The following is an 18,525-nucleotide window of genomic DNA, read 5'->3' on the forward strand; positions in this document are numbered from 1 at the left end:
CTTTAGAAGTTGCCCTTCATCTTGGTGACGATACAGTACGTACAGTTGCGATGGACTCTACTGACGGTTTAATTCGCGGAATCGAAGCAGTAGATACAGGCGCACCAATCTCAGTACCAGTTGGTGATGTTACACTTGGTCGTGTATTCAACGTATTAGGAGAAGTAATCGATCTTAATGATCCGATTCCTGCAGAAGCTCGCAGAGATCCTATCCATCGTCAAGCACCAACATTTGAAAATTTATCAACACAAGTTGAAATTTTGGAGACTGGTATTAAAGTAGTAGACCTTCTTGCTCCATATATCAAAGGTGGTAAGATTGGTTTGTTCGGTGGTGCCGGAGTAGGTAAAACCGTATTAATCCAGGAATTAATTAATAACATCGCGCAAGAGCACGGTGGTATCTCGGTGTTCGCTGGTGTAGGGGAGCGTACTCGTGAAGGAAACGACCTTTACCATGAAATGAGCGATTCTGGCGTTATTAAGAAAACAGCGATGGTATTTGGTCAGATGAACGAGCCACCTGGAGCACGTCAACGTGTTGCTTTAACAGGATTAACAATGGCTGAATATTTCCGTGATGAGCAAGGACAAGACGTGTTATTCTTTATTGATAACATCTTCCGTTTCACACAAGCAGGTTCTGAGGTGTCTGCGTTACTTGGACGTATGCCATCTGCCGTTGGTTACCAACCAACACTTGCTACTGAAATGGGTCAATTACAAGAACGTATCACATCTACTAACGTAGGTTCAGTTACATCTATCCAAGCGATTTATGTACCAGCGGATGACTATACAGACCCGGCTCCAGCGACAACTTTCGCTCACTTAGATGCAACAACAAACCTTGAGCGTAAGCTTTCTGAGATGGGTATTTATCCAGCGGTGGACCCACTTGCATCAACTTCACGTGCATTAGCACCTGAAATTGTTGGAGAAGAACACTATTCTGTTGCTCGTCAAGTACAGCAAACATTACAAAGATATAGAGAATTACAGGATATTATTGCGATTCTAGGTATGGATGAGCTTTCTGATGAAGATAAGCTAGTCGTATCACGTGCTCGTCGTATCCAATTCTTCTTGTCACAAAACTTCCACGTTGCTGAACAATTTACTGGACAAGCAGGTTCTTATGTCCCAGTAAATGAAACAGTACGTGGCTTCAAGGAAATCCTTGAAGGAAAATATGACGATCTTCCAGAAGATGCATTCCGTCTAGTTGGACGTATCGAAGAAGTTGTTGAAAAAGCAAAAGCAATGGCTTAAGATGCCTCAGATTTTCAAAGGAAGTTTTTCGAGCAAGCTCGAAAAAATCTGGGCAACAAATACGCCAAGGCGCATTTGATTCTAGAAGTGGGAAATGGGAAATGAGAGAATCTCATTTCTCACATCTTACAACTCACCTCTAGAATAGGAGGTTATCTAATGAAGACAACAAAAGTCAGTGTAGTTACTCCTGATGGCGCTGTAGTTGAATCAGATGTGGAAATGGTAAGTGTGAAAGCAATTAGCGGTGAACTTGGTATTTTACCAGGTCATATTCCGTTAGTAGCCCCATTAGCCATTAGTGCTGTTCGCCTAAAGAATGGCAACACAACTGAACAAGTTGCTGTTAGCGGTGGCTTCGTTGAAGTAAGACCTGATAAAGTGACTATTTTAGCCCAAGCAGCTGAACTAGCATCAGAAATCGATGTTGATCGTGCACGTGCAGCAAAAGAGCGTGCCGAACGTCGCATGCAACAAGCAAAATCAGACGATGTTGATTTTAAACGTGCTGAATTTGCCTTAAAGCGTGCTATTAACCGTTTGAATGTCGGCGGACGTTCTTAGTACAAAAAAACCTAAAGAGGGTTCAATTGGATCTTTCTTTAGGTTTATTTTTTTATGTATGTAAGTTTAAAAACGTTTGTTACCGTGGAATAATTTTATTTGCGAAATTGTCGATTATTTTAAATAAAAATGTGATAAAAGATACAGACTTAATCATAGAAAAGAACAAATGTCAACATATCCAAATTATTTTTCATGTTTTTTTGCGATATTTATGAACGTTTGTCGACACAATTATACGTATTTGCTATAATAGTGTCGGCATTAAAATTTAGAAAATACCGATTTGGGGGGGATGGTATGGACAGTTTACTGCTGTACCAAAACAATTATTTAATTGTAGTTGTTTTTCTGTTATTGGGTATTATACTACCAGTTGGAGCGTTAACGCTCGGACGATTTTTAAGACCTTTTAAGCCTTCAACAGAAAAGTACACAACCTATGAAAGCGGTCTCGAACCTTTTCACGAAGCTAGGGTGCAATTTAATGTTCGTTATTATATCTTTGCCTTAATGTTTGTTATTTTTGATGTGGAGACGGTCTTTTTATATCCATGGGCAGTTGCCTATGATAAATTAGGCATCTTTGCATTAATTGAAATGGTAATTTTCGTTGCAATGCTTACCATCGGTTTAATTTATGCATGGAAAAAGAAGGTGTTAAAGTGGACTTAAAATTAGAGGATATTACACCGGAAGAACAAGAAGAGTTTAATCGTAACGTTTTTTTAACAACAGTTGAAGAAATTAAAGCTTGGGCTCGCAGAGGCTCGATTTGGCCAATGACTTTCGGGCTAGCATGTTGTGCAATAGAAATGATGGCAGCAGGTGGTGCACATTTTGATATCTCTCGTATTGGTAAAGAGGTATTCCGTGCATCACCGCGTCATGCCGATTGTATGATTGTTGCAGGAACGGTTACGAAGAAAATGGCGCCAATCTTACGTCGTCTTTATGATCAAATGGCAGAGCCAAAGTGGGTCATTGCGATGGGAGTTTGTGCAACAGCTGGGGGTCCTTATGTGAAATCCTACGCAGTTGTAAAAGGTGTGGACCAAATCGTGCCTGTTGACGTTTATATTCCAGGCTGCCCTCCAAATCCAGCTGCTTTACTTTATGGTTTGCATAAATTGGAGGAAAAAATCCGCCTTGAAGCGAAGACTGGAAAGCGGGTGATGTAACAAATGAGTGAGAAGGATTTAGAGCAATTGAAGAAAGAAGCTGCCGAAAAAGCAAAAGCAGCAGCATTAAGAAAAATGGCTGAAAAGCAAGGTGCAGGACAAGCTAATACTACTGATTCAGCTCCATCAGCAACGGAGCCAGCAGGCGCGGATGCAAAAGCGAAGGCGGCTGCTGCCGCGAAGGCTAAAGCTGCTGCGGCAGCTAAGGCAAAGGCAGCGGCACTTGCGAAACAGCAAGGGGGAGCAGAAGCTACAGAAGATAGTGATGCTGGAGCAGCGGCTCTTGCAGCAGCTGGACCAGACGCTGACGATGCAGAAAAGGCAGCTTCAGCAGGGGCTGCAGCGGCTTTACAAGCCGAAGGTGCAACAGCTCTTCCAGAAGGCACTGATGACAAAGCAAAAGCGATTGCCGCCGCTAAGGCAAAGGCAGCCGCGGCAGCGAAAGCAAAAGCTGCGGCAGCAGCAAAAGCGAAGGCTGCTGGGGGCACGACATCTGAAGCTGGCGGTGTAACAGCTGGTGATGATGAGAAAGCGAAGGCAATTGCCGCAGCAAAAGCAAAAGCTGCCGCAGCTGCAGCCGCAAAGGCAAAAGCAGCAGGCGGTGCAACAGCTGGAGCTAGTGATGATAAGGCGAAGGCAATCGCCGCAGCGAAAGCAAAAGCCGCTGCGCTTGCAAAAGCAAAATCAGAAGGCGCAGGAGCTGATGCGGGCGTTGAAGCAGCACCAGAAACGCCGTCTCCAAATCAACCGTATTTGGATAAATATATTAAGGTGATAAAAGACCATCTTGGTGATGACGTCCTAGAAGCTGCTTACATAAACAAGCTTTCTCTAGACGTGCCAACATTGGTTGCAAAGCCGCAAAACTATTTTAAAATAGCCGAATTTCTAAAATATAACGAACAGCTTGGCTTTGATTATTTATCAGAGCATCATGGCTCAGATTTCGAAACACATATGGAAGTTTACAATCATCTATACTCTTATAAAAATCGCCAATCTGTTGCATTAAAAGTAAAAATTGATCGGAACAACCCAGAAATCGACTCTTTAACGCCACTATGGCCTGGCGCTGATTGGCCTGAAAGAGAATCGTATGATCTTTTGGGAATTAGCTATACGAACCATCCAAACTTAACTAGAATCATGCTTACAGACGATTGGGTTGGACACCCACTTCGTAAAGACTACGAGCAGTATGATGTGGAGGTGTAGCAAATGACTTATAAAATAGAAGAATTGCTACTCAACGTTGGTCCTCAGCATCCAAGTACACATGGAGTATTCCGGGTTATCTTAAAGCTAGATGGTGAAATTATTAAAGAAGCTACACCTGTAATCGGTTACTTGCATCGCGGAACGGAGAAGCTAGCAGAAGACTTACAATATACACAAATTATTCCATACACGGATAGAATGGATTACTTGTCAGCGATGACGAATAACTATACAGTTGTTCATACAGTTGAAACAATGATGGGCTTAGAAATTCCTGAAAAAGCGGAGTACTTACGCATAATTGCAATGGAGCTCGGCAGAGTTGCCAGCCACTTAATCGCGTTTGGTACTTTTCTAATGGATTTAGGTGCGACAAGTCCTTTCATGTATGCTGTTCGTGAACGTGAAATGATTCTCAACTTATTGAATGAATTATGCGGTGCGCGCATTACTTTTAATTATATGCGTGTTGGTGGGGTAAAATGGGATGCACCAGACGGCTGGATTGAAAAAGTGAAAGAGTTCATTCCATATATGCGTGAAAAAGCAAAAGGCTATCACGATCTAGTAACTGGAAATGAAATTTTCTTATCCCGTGTAAAAGGTGTTGGTGTCATTTCGAAAGAAGATGCCCTTGCTTATTCTTTAAGTGGTACAAACCTTCGCAGTACAGGCATAAAATGGGATCTTCGCAAAGATGAACCATACTCAATTTATGACCGTTTTGATTTCGAAGTACCGGTTGGTGAAAACGGGGATGTTTTTGACCGTTATATGTGTCGCATGCTTGAAGTTATGGAATGTCTGAAAATCGTTGAGCAAGCATGTGAACAATTCCCGAAGGATGGAGACTTCATCGGTAAAGTTCCAAGGATTATTAAAGCTCCAGTAGGTGAGGCGTTTACACGCATTGAAGGTGCCCGCGGTGAAATAGGCTGTTATATTTACAGCGATGGTAAAAAAGAGCCATACCGTTTGAAATTCCGTAGGCCAAGCTTTTACAATCTACAAATCTTTAAAAAGCTTGTTGAAGGTCAAAATATTTCAGATATGGTGGCAATTTTAGCTAGCTTTGATATCGTATTAGGGGAGGTTGATGGATAATGATGCAATCAATTTTACAATCACCTCCAGGCCTTTTGAACTTTGGGATCTACTTTCTGTTAGCAGCATTATTGTTATTTACGATAATCTTGGCCTTTGTTGCTTATTGTATTTTAGCAGAAAGAAAAGTACTAGCCTTTATGCAATCACGTATAGGTCCGAACAAACTAGGGGGACGCTGGGGTTTATTACAAACAGTAGCAGACGTTCTTAAACTACTACTTAAAGAGGATATTATCCCAAAAGCTGTTGATAAACCGTTATTTATTCTTGCACCAATTATTGCATTCGTACCATCTTTCATGGTTATTGCAACGATTCCGTTTACAGATAAATATCAGTTTGCTGACATTGGTGTTGGCGTCCTTTATTATGTAGCCGTTTCTGGTATTTCAATTGTTGGTGTCGTCATGGCTGCATGGTCATCTAACAGTAAATACTCTTTATTAGGTGGGATGCGTGCTGGGGCACAGATGATTTCATATGAAATCCCACTTGTTATGTCAGTGCTAGGTGTCATTCTATTTACGGGCAGTATGAATTTAAATGATATTGTTGCTGCTCAACAAAACTGGGCCTTTATTCTTATGCAGCCAATCGGATTTTTAGTATTTTTCATTTCTGCTAATGCAGAACTTGCTCGTATTCCGTTTGACTTGCCAGAATCAGAGTCAGAGCTTGTTGCAGGTTATCATACAGAGTACTCAGGCTTCCGTATGGCCTTCTTTATGCTATCAGAATATGTGTATTTATTTGCAATGGCAGCGCTAATGACAGTATTATTCCTAGGCGGCTGGAACCCAATTCCGGGCCTTGGCTTTATTCCAGGGGCTGTCTGGTTTGCACTTAAGTTCAGTGCAGTCGTTTATATCTTTATTTGGTTCCGTGCGACATTCCCGCGTCTTAAAGCTGATACATTGATGGAATTCGCTTGGAAAGTATTATTACCAGTTGCATTAGCCAACCTATTTTTATCAGCATTTATTAAAGAATTATTTTTCTAAAGGGGTGAAAGCATGAAGGGCGTATTAAAAGGCTTAGGTTATACCCTGAAGGAATTAACGAAAAAGCCGGTAACATATGATTACCCAAATGAGCCATTGGCCTTGCCTGATCGTTTTCGCGGTATTCAAAAATTTTACCCTGAAAAATGTATCGTCTGTAATCAATGTGCGGCAATTTGTCCGACAGATTGTATTAAACTGACAGGGAAAAAGCACCCGGATCCAAGCAAAAAGGGAAAAATTATTGACACCTATACAATCAATTTCGAAATTTGTATTTTATGTGATTTGTGTACGGAAGTTTGTCCGACTGAAGCGATCATCATGACAAATAACTTTGAGTTAGCGGAATATAGCCGCGATGATTTATATAAAGATTTAAATTATTTGGATGAAAATGACGAGAATATAAGAGAGGTGAATAAGCCATGAGTGGAGAACTGTTAGCGTTTTTTATCCTCGCCCTTATTGCGATTGCTGGCGGGGTTCTAATGTTAAACCTTACAAAGGTGGTCCACATGGTTGTTGCACTGGTATTCACCTTTCTTGCACTAGCCGGTTTGTATGTTACACTGTCAGCTGAATTTGTAGCGATTGTTCAAGTATTAATATACTCCGGTGCGGTTACGATTATTATGCTCTTTGGAATTATGTTAACGAAGCATAATGACGAAGAAGTGAAGAAACCTGGCTTATTGAAAACAGTTTTTGTAACAGCTGGAATTATCGGTTTCTTCCTTGTTATGTATTTCTCAATTAATGACTTAACATTAGGCGAACAAGCGCTCAACCTACATGAAAATAATGTATTGCAAATTGGTACGGAATTATATTCAAAATATATTATTCCATTTGAATTAGTTTCAGTATTATTGCTCGTAGCGTTAATCGGTGCGATTATTCTTTCGAAAAAGGACGACAAGGAGGGCGAAGCTCATGAGTAGTGTTCCTATATCCGTCTACCTTGTACTAGCACTAGTCCTATTTTGTATCGGTTTGTTTGGTGCTCTAACAAAAAGAAATACCGTGATCGTTTTAATTTCAATTGAATTAATGCTGAATGCAGTTAATTTAAATCTTGTAGCTTTTAGTAAGTATGGGGTAAATCCAAGTATCACAGGTCAAGTTTTTTCATTATTTACGATAACTGTAGCAGCAGCTGAAGTAGCCGTTGGTTTAGCGATCTTGATTGCCTTACATCGCAACCGTAGAACAGTTAATATTGATGAAATGAACATAATGAAAAAATAGGAGAAAGTCTCACTTACCTGTGAGTCTGGAAGGGGATTGTGATAAGATGATGGAATATGCATGGCTGATCCCACTGTTTCCACTTCTTTCTTTCGTACTTCTTGTCATTTTTGGTCGAAGTTTAAAAGAAAGCAGTGCCTATGTGGGTATGTTAGCAACATTAGCCTCCCTCTTACTTTCGATCATGGTGCTTTTTGAGCGCCTCAATGGGGAAAATGTGAAGATTGAGGGAACGTGGCTTACAATTGGTGATACTAGCTTAACAGCTGGTTTCGAAGTCAATCAATTAAATGCGTTAATGTTATTTATCGTTTCACTAGTAAGTTTCCTAGTACATATGTATTCGAAAGGATACATGCATGGCGATGAGCGTATCCCTGTGTTTTACAGCTATCTAGGATTATTTACATTTGCAATGCTATCATTAGTAATTTCACCGAATCTCCTGCAAGTTTATATTTTCTGGGAGCTTGTCGGTTTAGGGTCGTTCTTATTAATTGGTTTCTACTTTTTCAAGGAAGAAGCAAGAGCGGCGGCTAAGAAGGCGTTCATTGTAACACGTATCGGTGACGTCGGTTTATTTATCGGGATGATTTTATTATTCTGGCAAGTTGGAAGCTTTGAATATGCAGAGATTTTCGCTGCCGTTGAAAATGGAACAATTTCTACAGGATGGATTACGTTAACAGCGATTTTAATTTTCATTGGAGCTGTTGGAAAGTCTGGTCAGTTTCCACTTCATACATGGTTGCCGGATGCGATGGAAGGTCCGACACCAGTTTCAGCTTTAATCCACGCTGCTACAATGGTTGCAGCAGGGGTGTATTTAGTTGCATCATTATTCCCGTTATTCTCTGCTAGTCCGACTGCAATGACAACTGTTGCAGTTGTCGGTGGAATTACGGCAATTTTCGCAGCATCAATTGGATTAGTACAAAGAGATATTAAGCGCGTTTTAGCTTATTCAACTGTCAGCCAATTAGGTTATATGATGCTTGCTTTAGGGTCTGCTAGTTATGTAGCTAGTGTGTTCCACTTAATGACACACGCTTTCTTTAAAGCGTTATTGTTCCTAGCAGCGGGTTCTGTCATTCACGCTGTTCATACACAGGATATTGAAGAAATGGGTGGATTATGGAAAAAAATGAAGCTAACTGCTCCATTATTTTTAATTGGAACATTGGCAATTAGTGGATTCCCATTACTATCAGGCTTCTTTAGTAAAGATGAAATTTTAATTGCAGCATGGGCAGATGGTCGTTACGGTGTATTCTGGTTAGCTGTTGCTGCTGCATTTTTCACAGCGTTTTACATGTTCCGCTTATTCTTCTTAGTGTTTACGGGGGAAGCACGAGGAGAACAGAAGCATGCTCATGAATCACCAGGTGTGATGACGTTCCCGATGATTATCTTAGGAATTTTAGCGGTTGTCTCAGGTTATGTGAATACACCATGGTTTGGCACATTTTTGGGAGATTGGTTAACAGAAGGTACACACAGCTTCGGACATGCTCATGTTGAAGGTCCAGGCTGGATTATGTTCGTAGCAACAGGGGTTTCATTAGCAGGGATTCTTTTAGCATATTTAATGTACGGTGCAAAAATTTTATCACGCGATTGGCTTGTTAAGCCGTTTCCTGCTTGGTACAAGCTGCTATACAATAAGTACTACATCGATGAAATTTATCATTCTACAGTAGTACTTGGAACACGCGCGTTTGGTTATCTTTTACAAATCGTTGATACTTATATCGTTGGCGGCATTGTAAAAGGAGTTGCTGCTTTAGTTCAAGGAATTGGGCGAGCAGGTGCTAAGCTTCAAGATGGTCAAATCCAGACTTATGGAACAGTTGCCTTCTTTGGTATCGCCGTTCTAGTTGTGATCATTGCGTTGACAGGGGGGTATTTTGGATGAGTAGTCTACTATCAATGTTAGTTTTTTCTCCCCTGCTCGGAATTATCGTTTTAGCGTTCATGCCTAAAACGAATGAAAAAGCAATTAAAATGATGGGATTTGTTGCAACATTGTTGCCGTTATTACTATCATTTGTTGCTTACAGTAAATTTGATTTTAATGCAAAAGGTATTCAGCTTCTTGAGAAGGTTGATTGGATTTCCTTTAACTTAGGTGGGGATTTCCCGTTCATTATTAATTATGAATTAGGTGTAAATGGGTTATCTCTAGTATTGCTTTTATTAACAACTGTTGTGGCAACACTTGCTTCTATTGCTTCTATTTACATTAAGAAGGAATGGAAAGGTTTTTTCATGCTGTTTCTTCTTCTTGAACTTGGAATGCTTGGGGTGTTTGCAGCACAAAACACAGTATTATTCTTTATTTTCTTTGAAATTACCTTAATCCCAACATTCTTCTTAGTTGGTAAGTGGGGTTACGAAGAAAGAATAAAAGCAGCGTATAATTTCTTAATCTATAACGGCTTTGGATCAGCAGTTTTGCTAATCGTCTTTTCGTTGCTGTTTGCCAAAACAGGAACTGCCAATATTGAAGAGTTAAAAACAATTATGGCAGCAGATCCAATGGTACTTGCAAGCGTAGGAATTACGCCAGCTTTCAAAATGGGTGTTCTAATTGCCTTATTGATTGCTTTTGGGGTAAAGCTTCCGATTTTCCCTTTGCATTCATGGGTGTTAACAGTCCATGCAGAGGCGCCTATTCCAACAGTTATGATTCACTCAGGGATTTTGCTGAAAATTGGGGCATACGGTTTAATCACATTCGGTTTGAACCTGTTCCCAGCTGAGTTTGGACGTTTAGCAGTATTCATTGCAGTACTTGGTGTTGTCAATTTGTTGTACGGCGCATTTTTAGCGTTGGTCCAAACAGATTTCAAAAAGGTACTTGCTTACTCAAGTATTTCACATATGGGGATTGTTTTAATTGGTTTAGGTGCAATGAACGTAGAAGGTGTTCAAGGTGCGATATTCCAAGTTATCTCCCATGGTTTAATCTCAGCATTATTGTTCTTCATCGTTGGTATTATGTATGAACGGACAGGTACAACAGTGCTTGATTCTCTTGGTGGCTTAGCAAAAGGTATGCCTGTGGCAGCTGGATTTTTCTTAGCAGGTGCAATGGCTTCTCTTGGCTTGCCGGGAATGTCAGGGTTCATCAGTGAATTTACAGCCTTTTTAGGCTTATTTAAAGCAATGCCAGTCGTTGCGGCAGTCGGATGTTTAGGTATTATTTTAACAGCTGCTTACCTTTTAAGAGCAGTATTAGGTATTACATTCGGCCAGGCAAGCACTCGTCTTACAGGGATTTCAGATATGCGCTCAGTTGAGTATGTTCCAGTCATCGTATTGTTGGCATTTATTACTTTAATCGGTGTCTACCCTAATATTCTAACAAGTGCAATTGCGATGACACTTGAAACAATTATGATAGGGATAGGGGGGTAAGCTGATATGGATCTAGAGACATTGTTAAGCTATAATTGGGGACTTATGGCTCCAGAATACGTGATTCTTGGTACAGCTATCCTTTTATCGCTCATTGATTTGTTTATGGATAAAAAGAAAAACCGCAATGTATTAGGCTGGCTCGGAATTGCCGGCATTATCATTGCTTTAGTCATACTCATTGGTCAAATTGGCCAAGAGCCGGCTGATATTTTATTCGGTACGTATGTATTTGATCAATTTTCAACTATCTTTAAATTCATTTTCTTAGTGGGAACAGCGTTTGTCTTATTAATGGGCATCAATTACGAGCCAAAAGACGGTATCCATTATCGCGGTGAATTTTTCTATCTTATACTAGCAGCATTATTAGGTGCCATGTACATGGCTTCAAGTACAGATTTAATAACGCTATTTATTGGCCTTGAATTGCTCTCTATTTCTTCCTACATCATGGCTGGATTACGCAAGAATAATTTACAGTCAAACGAAGCTGCGATGAAGTATATCGTAAACGGGGCTATTTCAACGGCATTCATCCTGTTTGGTTTCAGTTATCTTTACGGCTTAACAGGCTCGACGAATATTTATGAAATTGGCATGGCTACGGCAAATATGTATGGTAGTGATTTATTAAATTTAGTCGGCCTAGCGTTTATTATTACATTTGTTGGTTTGTCATTTAAAATTGCAACAGTGCCATATCAAATGTGGGCACCAGATGTATATCAAGGCTCGCCAACACCTGTAACAGCATTCCTAAGTGTTGTATCGAAAACAGCTGGATTTGTCATTATCATCCGCATTTTCCTTACAACATTCCACAGCACACCAGGACTTGCTGAAGGGGACTATAACTTGTTATGGTCAATGAAGCCAATCATTGCTGTTTTAGCAGTGCTTACAATGATTGTCGGTAATACGATTGCTTTAAGGCAGAAAAACATTAAGCGTCTGTTTGCTTATTCAAGTATTGCGCATGCTGGCTACTTATTAGTTCCTTTTATTTCCTTATCACCACTATGGCTTGAAGGAATTTGGTTCTATTTAGTAGCATACTTGTTAATGAACTTAGGGATGTTTGCGATTTTACAAGTTGTTACTGACAAGATGGGTAGCGAGGAAATCTCAAGCTTTGCTGGCTTGTATAAACGCGCACCAATTGTCGCTGTAGCAATGGGAATCTTCCTATTATCATTGGCAGGAATCCCAGGTACAGCAGGATTCATCGGTAAATTGAACATCTTCATCGGTGCTCTAGGACCAATCACGGCGATGGGACCATTCCCAGGCCACTTGGTATTAGTCAGCATTATGATGGCAACAACCGTCATCTCATACTTCTACTACTTCGGTGTCATGAAGCAGATGTTTATGGTTGCACCAGTTGATGAACAGGAGCCGATGAAGATTAAACTACCAAGCGGTGTCATGGTAGTTGTGGCATTATGTGTTGTTGGTACAATTCTATTCGGAATTGCACCAAACATAGCATTCGACTTCTTCTACAGCGTGCTTGGGATGTAATAACTGAATGGAAAGAGAAAGAGACTCACGTCCCCGTGAGTCTCTTTTACATATATATGTATCTATACTTCGGTTGCAAATTGGTGGTTAATGGTAATCGGACAATAAGTGGTTGAATGTGGACAATAAATGATCGTTTTCGGACAATAAAATTGCCACATGGACAATAAACTAGTGCATCTGGACAATATGAAGTAAAACTTTTCCGGGAAATAATTTGAAAGAGGTGGAAATAGGCATTATGTTTGCAAATTATAGTCAAGAAGCAGCTATTAGTATAATTGTACACCTATTTTTTTTCGCAATTACATGGTGGACATTAATGGGGCTAAGGATCGATTTATTAATTAAGCCTAGTAAGGCGGGGCATGCAAAAGTATTAATGATTTTATTAACGATTGCAATCGGGTCAGCAGTCAGCAATTTCTTTTTGAATTATCTTCTTTGGGCTCGGCAGCTTCAGTTTCTATTTTAGCTACTTTTTGCCGGACATTGAATCCGTTATTTGAGAAAAACTACCGAAAAGAGCCTGTAATTTCACACAATAACGGAACCAGTGTCCGTATATTTTTTTCCTCTCATAATATCCTATCAATCTCATAGTATATTAAGGTATGAAAAGCGGTTGAAAATTCAAAGTACCTAACGAAAGGTTTTCCTATCACTACTCAAAATATTCATGTCGATAACTGACGACTTCTTCCACGTATGTTACCTCATTATGTGGCAACACTGTAATTATACAATGATGTAGGCGGCAAAACGAAAAAGAGATAAAACAGTGGCATGGTAAGGCAAGTGCCACCATACACGGGAGAAGGAGAGCTTGGAAATGAATAAACCAATTTTTGTCCTGCTAACTTTTATGGTTATGATGATGTTTTTTCAAATTCAAATAAAAGGCCATGGAAGCAGTCAAGTTATTGACGCAACAGCAACCGAGCAGCTACAGGAAATGATTGAAGTGATGGAAAAACATGAAATTGAAGTAAAAGAATGGACAATCTATGCGCGCGAGAGCAGCTCTTCTTTTACAAATCAACAAAAATATGAGGCAAAGATTGAAGACCTAAAGAAGAAAAATCCATCCTTCACATGGGCCCAAACAAGCGAAAATGGCGTTTATAAAACAGTTGGAACGAACGACAACAGAGACAACACAAAAGACAAAACTGAAAAAGAACAAATAATTTATGTCGCCTACCCCCATAAAGATCAACTTAAAACGTATCTTATATATGTCATTCATGGACAAACATGGAATCATGAACGTTGGCTTCGACAAAGCGCACTATTTCTTTCAAAAATTAGTACAATGTTCGACAAAAACCCGCAAATTTTCTCTTGTGCTAATGGGCAATCTGGTGGTAAGATGGAAGGTGTTTTGTATAATCAAGCCCTTAACATCCTAAAGGATTTTTCCGCGAATCCAATCGAGTCACTACAAGAAGAGGCATTTGTCTCTATATCCGCATATACTGAAAATTGGAAGAATAGCATACCAGAGAAGAATAAGGAAATGAATATACAAATAGCTTTACGCAAGTCTGGATTGGGCGGTGCAACTACAGTCGTAATTGGCACACCCATCATCACATCTGAATATTAATATATAGATAATGGACGCGGAGGGGAATACCTTGGATAAAATCATCGTCCGTGGTGGTAGGCGGTTATCTGGCACTGTTAAAGTAGAAGGCGCCAAAAATGCTGTACTGCCTGTCATCGCAGCAAGTTTACTCGCTAGTGAAGGAAAAAGTTATATTTATGATGTCCCTTCTCTTGCAGATGTTTACACAATTAATGAGGTTTTACGTTTATTAAACACAGAGATTAATTTTTCCGATAACATGATTCAAGTGGATGCTACAAGAGCCTTAAAGACAGAAGCTCCCTTTGAATACGTACGTAAAATGCGCGCTTCTGTGCTTGTGATGGGACCGTTGTTGGCCCGCGTGGGTCATGCTCGTGTTGCATTGCCTGGCGGATGTGCCATCGGTTCTCGACCAATCGACCAACATTTAAAAGGCTTCGAAGCAATGGGAGCAACCGTTCAAGTAGGCAACGGCTTTCTTGAAGCAAAAGTGAATGGTCGCCTTCGTGGTGCAAAAATATATTTAGACTTTCCAAGCGTAGGTGCAACAGAGAATATTATGATGGCGGCAGTCCTTGCTGAAGGTACAACAACGATTGAAAACGTAGCAAAAGAGCCGGAAATTGTTGATTTAGCAAACTTCCTAAATGCAATGGGTGCGAAAGTGCGAGGTGCTGGTACAGGTACTATTCGTATTGAAGGCGTAAATAAGCTGAGGGGCGCTCACCACACCATCATACCTGATCGTGTCGAAGCAGGGACATTTATGATTGCAGCAGCAATTACAGAGGGCGATATTATCGTGAAGGGTGCTGTTCCCGAACACTTAACAGCTTTAATTGCAAAAATGGAAGAAATGGGCGTTCGTTTTGAAGAAAAAGAAGATGGAATCCGTGTAATCGGGCCTGAACGACTGAAAGCTGTCGATTTAAAAACGATGCCATATCCAGGATTTCCTACAGATATGCAGTCGCAAATGATGGCACTCTTATTGCGAGCTGAAGGAACAAGTATGATTACAGAAACTGTTTTTGAAAATCGATATATGCATGTTGAAGAATTTCGTCGCATGAATAGTGATATAAAAATTGAGGGACGCTCGGCAATCATAAATGGCCCTGCTAATCTTCAAGGGGCGGAGGTAGCTGCAACAGATCTTCGCGCAGCAGCAGCTCTAATACTTGCTGGCCTTGTTTCTGAAGGATATACACGTGTGGTTGAGCTACATCACTTAGACCGGGGCTATTTCAAATTTACAGAAAAGTTAGCCAGCCTCGGCGCAGAAATTGAAAGAATTAATGAAGAAACAATCACGAAGCCAACAAATATTTTACCTATTCGATCAAATTTAGCTTAATTGGGACAAGGGGACAGGCACCTTGTCCCTTTTTAAGTCCCCAAAAAAGTGTTCTATTTGCTTGTCCATCTCCATAACTTAGTTATATAGCAACTACAATGGAGGATGGATGAAACAATGTTACGAATCAAACCACTAGTTATCCTTGGAACTACACTTTTTGCAATCATTCTGTTAATACCAACTTTATTAGTATTGCCTTTTACACATGAAAAACATACGCTGCATTCGAAGGAAATTTTCAATTCAGTATTACCAGGTACAATATCTGAACAAAATGAGGCTGCTAAACAGGAACAAGCTATTGAGGTTGCTGTCTATAGAAGTAAATCAAAGCAAATTAATAACATCCCGTTAGAGGAATACGTAAAAGGGGTCGTAGCCTCTGAAATGCCAGCAGAGTTTGAACTAGAGGCTCTAAAGGCCCAAGCACTAACCGCGCGCACTTATATTATAAGACAATTATTAGGCAGTGAAGCGATGGGTGCTCCAGAGGGCGCGGTTGTAACGGATACCGTCATTCATCAAGTTTATAAAAGTCCTGAAGAGCTCCGCGCCGCTTGGGGAGCGGCGAACTATGACTGGAAAATGGCCCGCATTACAGAAGCGGTGGAAGCGACAAAAGGCCAAATCATAACGTATAACAATGAGCCAATCACCGCCTCGTTTTTTTCAACAAGCAACGGCTATACTGAAAACTCCGAGGATTACTGGAAAAACTCATTCCCATATTTGCGCAGTGTCGAAAGTCCTTGGGATCAATCATCGCCAAAATTCAAGGATCAAGTTGTCATGACCATTGCTGACTTCGAAAAGAAGTTAGGGGTAAAAGTGAAATCAGACATAATTGGAGAAATCATCTCACGCACAGAAGGAAACCGTGTTGCTACAGTAAAAATCAATGAAAAGACCTTCGATGGTCGCGAAATTCGCGAAAAATTAGACTTGCGCTCAAGCGACTTCACATGGAAAAAACAAGGCAACAATATTGTTATCGCCACAAAAGGCTACGGCCACGGCGTCGGTATGAGCCAATACGGAGCGAACGGCATGGCTACTGAAGGAAAATCATTCAAAGATATCATTGCCCATTATTATCAAGGCACCTCCATTACAAGTGCAGACCCTTACTTGAAGGATGTGCTCGTTGTAAAGCGGTAATCGACGTAAAAGAATAGCTTGAACTTACAATAAATGGGTATAGTTAATTGTGATTTACCTAATAACTGGCAATCGGACAATAAACAAGCTAGTCCGGACAATATATAATGATTATCGGACAATATGAATCCTAATCTGGACAATAAACGTCCACCTGCGGACAATAAAATTAAATTTAAGGCAAAAGGGGACAATTGTATAAAAAATTGTCCCCTTTTGTATTCCTATTTGTTAGCGAAAAGTCACAAAAACATCAAATCCAGGGCAGGAATTTATAAAAAAATACAGAATCAAACATATAATGAAAACCACATATGGAGGTTGAAATAATTTGATAGTAAAAGAAAGAAAAATACCGTATAAAGTTCTTAAATTAGAAGCATTAATTAGACGCCTTATGAAAACTCATCCCAAAATACCGCATATTAAATTATAGTTGGAAGGGTGGCTGACAAGTGAATTGTAAGCGAGTGAAAAATGCAATATATGGCAATCGGACAATAAAAGCTTCTTACCCGACAATAACCAACCTTCAATGGACAATAAGTCAGATGTCCATCGCTAAACTCAAAAAAATTCCAAAATCAATGCATAATTCCCCCCACTTTGTCGAAAAATAATCTAAAAAAACTTTTTCAGCAACGTATAGAATCTAGCAAAATTGCTAAAACTGGTTGCTGAGGTGATGATAAATGAGAGAGGAAGAAAAAATTACTTCTCTAGATTCAAAATGGAAACGTATGATTAGAAAGAAATGGGTGTTACCGTCAGTTTACATTGCAAGTGCAGCGTTAATTTTAACAGGAGTCCTTTGGTATCAAGGAAGCACAAACAGTCTATTCGGCGGCAAAAACAATGAAGCCGGAGAAGCCCAAAATGTAGCAAATAATCAAATTACAGATTATTCAAGCCAAGAAGCTGTACCGGTCAACGCAATGGAGGAAAACTTCAAAATGCCTGTAATGGATGAAAAATCAGTTGTCATTAAGAAGGAATTCTATGATTACGATGCATCCAGTGAAGAACAAGAAGCCGCACTCGTTTTCTATAATAATACGTATTATCCTAGCACTGGTATCGATATCGCCCAAAAAAATGGCGAAAGCTTTGACATTGTTGCCTCATTAAGTGGAACAGTTGTTAGAGCAGAGAACGATCCTATTCTAGGAAATGTAGTAGAAATCGAGCATGAAAATGGTGTAACTACTTTCTACCAAAGCTTAGAAGAAATGCATGTTGAAGCTGGTGTTGCAGTCGATCAAGGCGATGTCATTGGCACAGCAGGTACTAGTGTTTATAACAAAGACGCAGGTATTCATGTCCATTTTGAAATTCGTCAAAACAATGAGCCTGTAAATCCGGTTGCTTTCTTCAACAAGCCGTTTTCAGCAGTAGAAACGAAGATGAAAAATAACGCTGCCAAAACAGAGGAGTCTGGCAAACAATTACAAGAAAAAGGTGCAACAGATTCATCTAACAAAGATGATCAGCCTGAACAATCTGGAAAAGGACAAGCTGACGAGCCTAATCAAAAGGACGAGCCAGCAGGAGAAAAAACTGATCAAGATGCTTCAGCTAGCATGTCAAAAGCTTAATTAAATTACGTAAAGACCTTGGAGAGATTCGTCAATCTTCAAGGTCTTTTTATGTGCATGCTCAATGTATCAAAAAATTGGAATGTCAATTCACAACGAAAACATAGTAATATAAAAAATATATAGTTAACGAGTTGGGAATAGTATACAAAAAAGGTATTCCAAACGCCGCAAAAACAGCCGTAATCTTTACAAGGTGGAATATTATAAAAACATGTCAATATATAATTCGACAAAAAAATATAATAAAATTGCAAAAAAATACTTGACGATAA

The 18,525-nt window shown here is 39.9% G+C and carries 18 protein-coding genes; all 18 read left to right on the forward strand.

Going from position 1 to position 18,525, the window contains the following annotated elements; translation table 11 throughout:
- Window positions 1-1,274: F0F1 ATP synthase subunit beta (atpD, locus tag GX497_17615; protein HHY74997.1), on the forward strand; the 1,274-nt coding region annotated here is incomplete at its 5' end.
- A 159-nt stretch (window positions 1,275-1,433) separates the two neighbouring features.
- On the forward strand, window positions 1,434-1,838 hold the full coding sequence (locus GX497_17620; GenBank protein ID HHY74998.1) for a F0F1 ATP synthase subunit epsilon: 405 nt from the start codon (window positions 1,434-1,436) through the stop codon (window positions 1,836-1,838).
- Between the two features lie 300 nt (window positions 1,839-2,138).
- A complete protein-coding gene (locus GX497_17625; GenBank protein HHY74999.1) occupies window positions 2,139-2,513 on the forward strand; it encodes an NADH-quinone oxidoreductase subunit A in 375 nt (124 codons plus the stop codon).
- Window positions 2,504-3,019 carry an NADH-quinone oxidoreductase subunit B gene (locus tag GX497_17630; protein HHY75000.1) on the forward strand — a complete coding sequence of 172 codons (516 nt, stop codon included), beginning with the start codon at window positions 2,504-2,506 and terminating at the stop codon, window positions 3,017-3,019. The genes GX497_17625 and GX497_17630 overlap by 10 nt, the downstream gene beginning before the upstream one ends.
- Window positions 3,020-3,022: 3 nt before the next feature.
- Window positions 3,023-4,234, forward strand: a complete 1,212-nt coding sequence (locus GX497_17635) for an NADH-quinone oxidoreductase subunit C (protein HHY75001.1) — start codon at window positions 3,023-3,025, stop codon at window positions 4,232-4,234.
- Between the two features lie 3 nt (window positions 4,235-4,237).
- On the forward strand, window positions 4,238-5,341 hold the full coding sequence (locus GX497_17640) for an NADH-quinone oxidoreductase subunit D (protein ID HHY75002.1): 1,104 nt from the start codon (window positions 4,238-4,240) through the stop codon (window positions 5,339-5,341).
- Window positions 5,341-6,345, forward strand: a complete 1,005-nt coding sequence (gene nuoH / locus GX497_17645; GenBank protein ID HHY75003.1) for an NADH-quinone oxidoreductase subunit NuoH — start codon at window positions 5,341-5,343, stop codon at window positions 6,343-6,345. The genes GX497_17640 and nuoH overlap by 1 nt, the downstream gene beginning before the upstream one ends.
- 12 nt (window positions 6,346-6,357) lie before the next feature.
- Window positions 6,358-6,777, forward strand: coding sequence for an NADH-quinone oxidoreductase subunit NuoI (gene nuoI, locus GX497_17650; GenBank protein HHY75004.1), 420 nt, complete (start codon window positions 6,358-6,360; stop codon window positions 6,775-6,777).
- Window positions 6,774-7,289 carry an NADH-quinone oxidoreductase subunit J gene (locus tag GX497_17655; protein ID HHY75005.1) on the forward strand — a complete coding sequence of 172 codons (516 nt, stop codon included), beginning with the start codon at window positions 6,774-6,776 and terminating at the stop codon, window positions 7,287-7,289. The genes nuoI and GX497_17655 overlap by 4 nt, the downstream gene beginning before the upstream one ends.
- Complete coding sequence (gene nuoK, locus GX497_17660) at window positions 7,282-7,596, forward strand: NADH-quinone oxidoreductase subunit NuoK (protein HHY75006.1); 315 nt, start codon at window positions 7,282-7,284, stop codon at window positions 7,594-7,596. The genes GX497_17655 and nuoK overlap by 8 nt, the downstream gene beginning before the upstream one ends.
- A gap of 46 nt (window positions 7,597-7,642) precedes the next feature.
- A complete protein-coding gene (nuoL, locus tag GX497_17665) occupies window positions 7,643-9,511 on the forward strand; it encodes an NADH-quinone oxidoreductase subunit L (protein HHY75007.1) in 1,869 nt (622 codons plus the stop codon).
- Complete coding sequence (locus GX497_17670; protein ID HHY75008.1) at window positions 9,508-11,016, forward strand: NADH-quinone oxidoreductase subunit M; 1,509 nt, start codon at window positions 9,508-9,510, stop codon at window positions 11,014-11,016. The genes nuoL and GX497_17670 overlap by 4 nt, the downstream gene beginning before the upstream one ends.
- A gap of 6 nt (window positions 11,017-11,022) precedes the next feature.
- Window positions 11,023-12,543 (forward strand): NADH-quinone oxidoreductase subunit NuoN, encoded by a 1,521-nt coding sequence (nuoN, locus tag GX497_17675; protein ID HHY75009.1) that lies wholly within the window; start codon window positions 11,023-11,025, stop codon window positions 12,541-12,543.
- A gap of 241 nt (window positions 12,544-12,784) precedes the next feature.
- Window positions 12,785-13,018 carry a DUF1146 domain-containing protein gene (locus tag GX497_17680; protein ID HHY75010.1) on the forward strand — a complete coding sequence of 78 codons (234 nt, stop codon included), beginning with the start codon at window positions 12,785-12,787 and terminating at the stop codon, window positions 13,016-13,018.
- A 357-nt stretch (window positions 13,019-13,375) separates the two neighbouring features.
- Window positions 13,376-14,152: a YwmB family TATA-box binding protein gene (locus GX497_17685; protein ID HHY75011.1), complete on the forward strand. Its 777-nt coding sequence runs from the start codon at window positions 13,376-13,378 to the stop codon at window positions 14,150-14,152.
- A gap of 31 nt (window positions 14,153-14,183) precedes the next feature.
- Window positions 14,184-15,494: a UDP-N-acetylglucosamine 1-carboxyvinyltransferase gene (murA, locus tag GX497_17690; protein HHY75012.1), complete on the forward strand. Its 1,311-nt coding sequence runs from the start codon at window positions 14,184-14,186 to the stop codon at window positions 15,492-15,494.
- Window positions 15,495-15,611: 117 nt separating this feature from the next.
- Window positions 15,612-16,655: a stage II sporulation protein D gene (gene spoIID / locus GX497_17695; protein HHY75013.1), complete on the forward strand. Its 1,044-nt coding sequence runs from the start codon at window positions 15,612-15,614 to the stop codon at window positions 16,653-16,655.
- A gap of 692 nt (window positions 16,656-17,347) precedes the next feature.
- Window positions 17,348-18,250, forward strand: coding sequence for a M23 family metallopeptidase (locus GX497_17700; GenBank protein ID HHY75014.1), 903 nt, complete (start codon window positions 17,348-17,350; stop codon window positions 18,248-18,250).
- Window positions 18,251-18,525 lie beyond the last annotated feature (275 nt).

Source organism: Bacillus sp. (in: firmicutes) (genome assembly GCA_012842745.1).
Lineage (GTDB): Bacteria > Bacillota > Bacilli > Bacillales > Bacillaceae_J > Schinkia.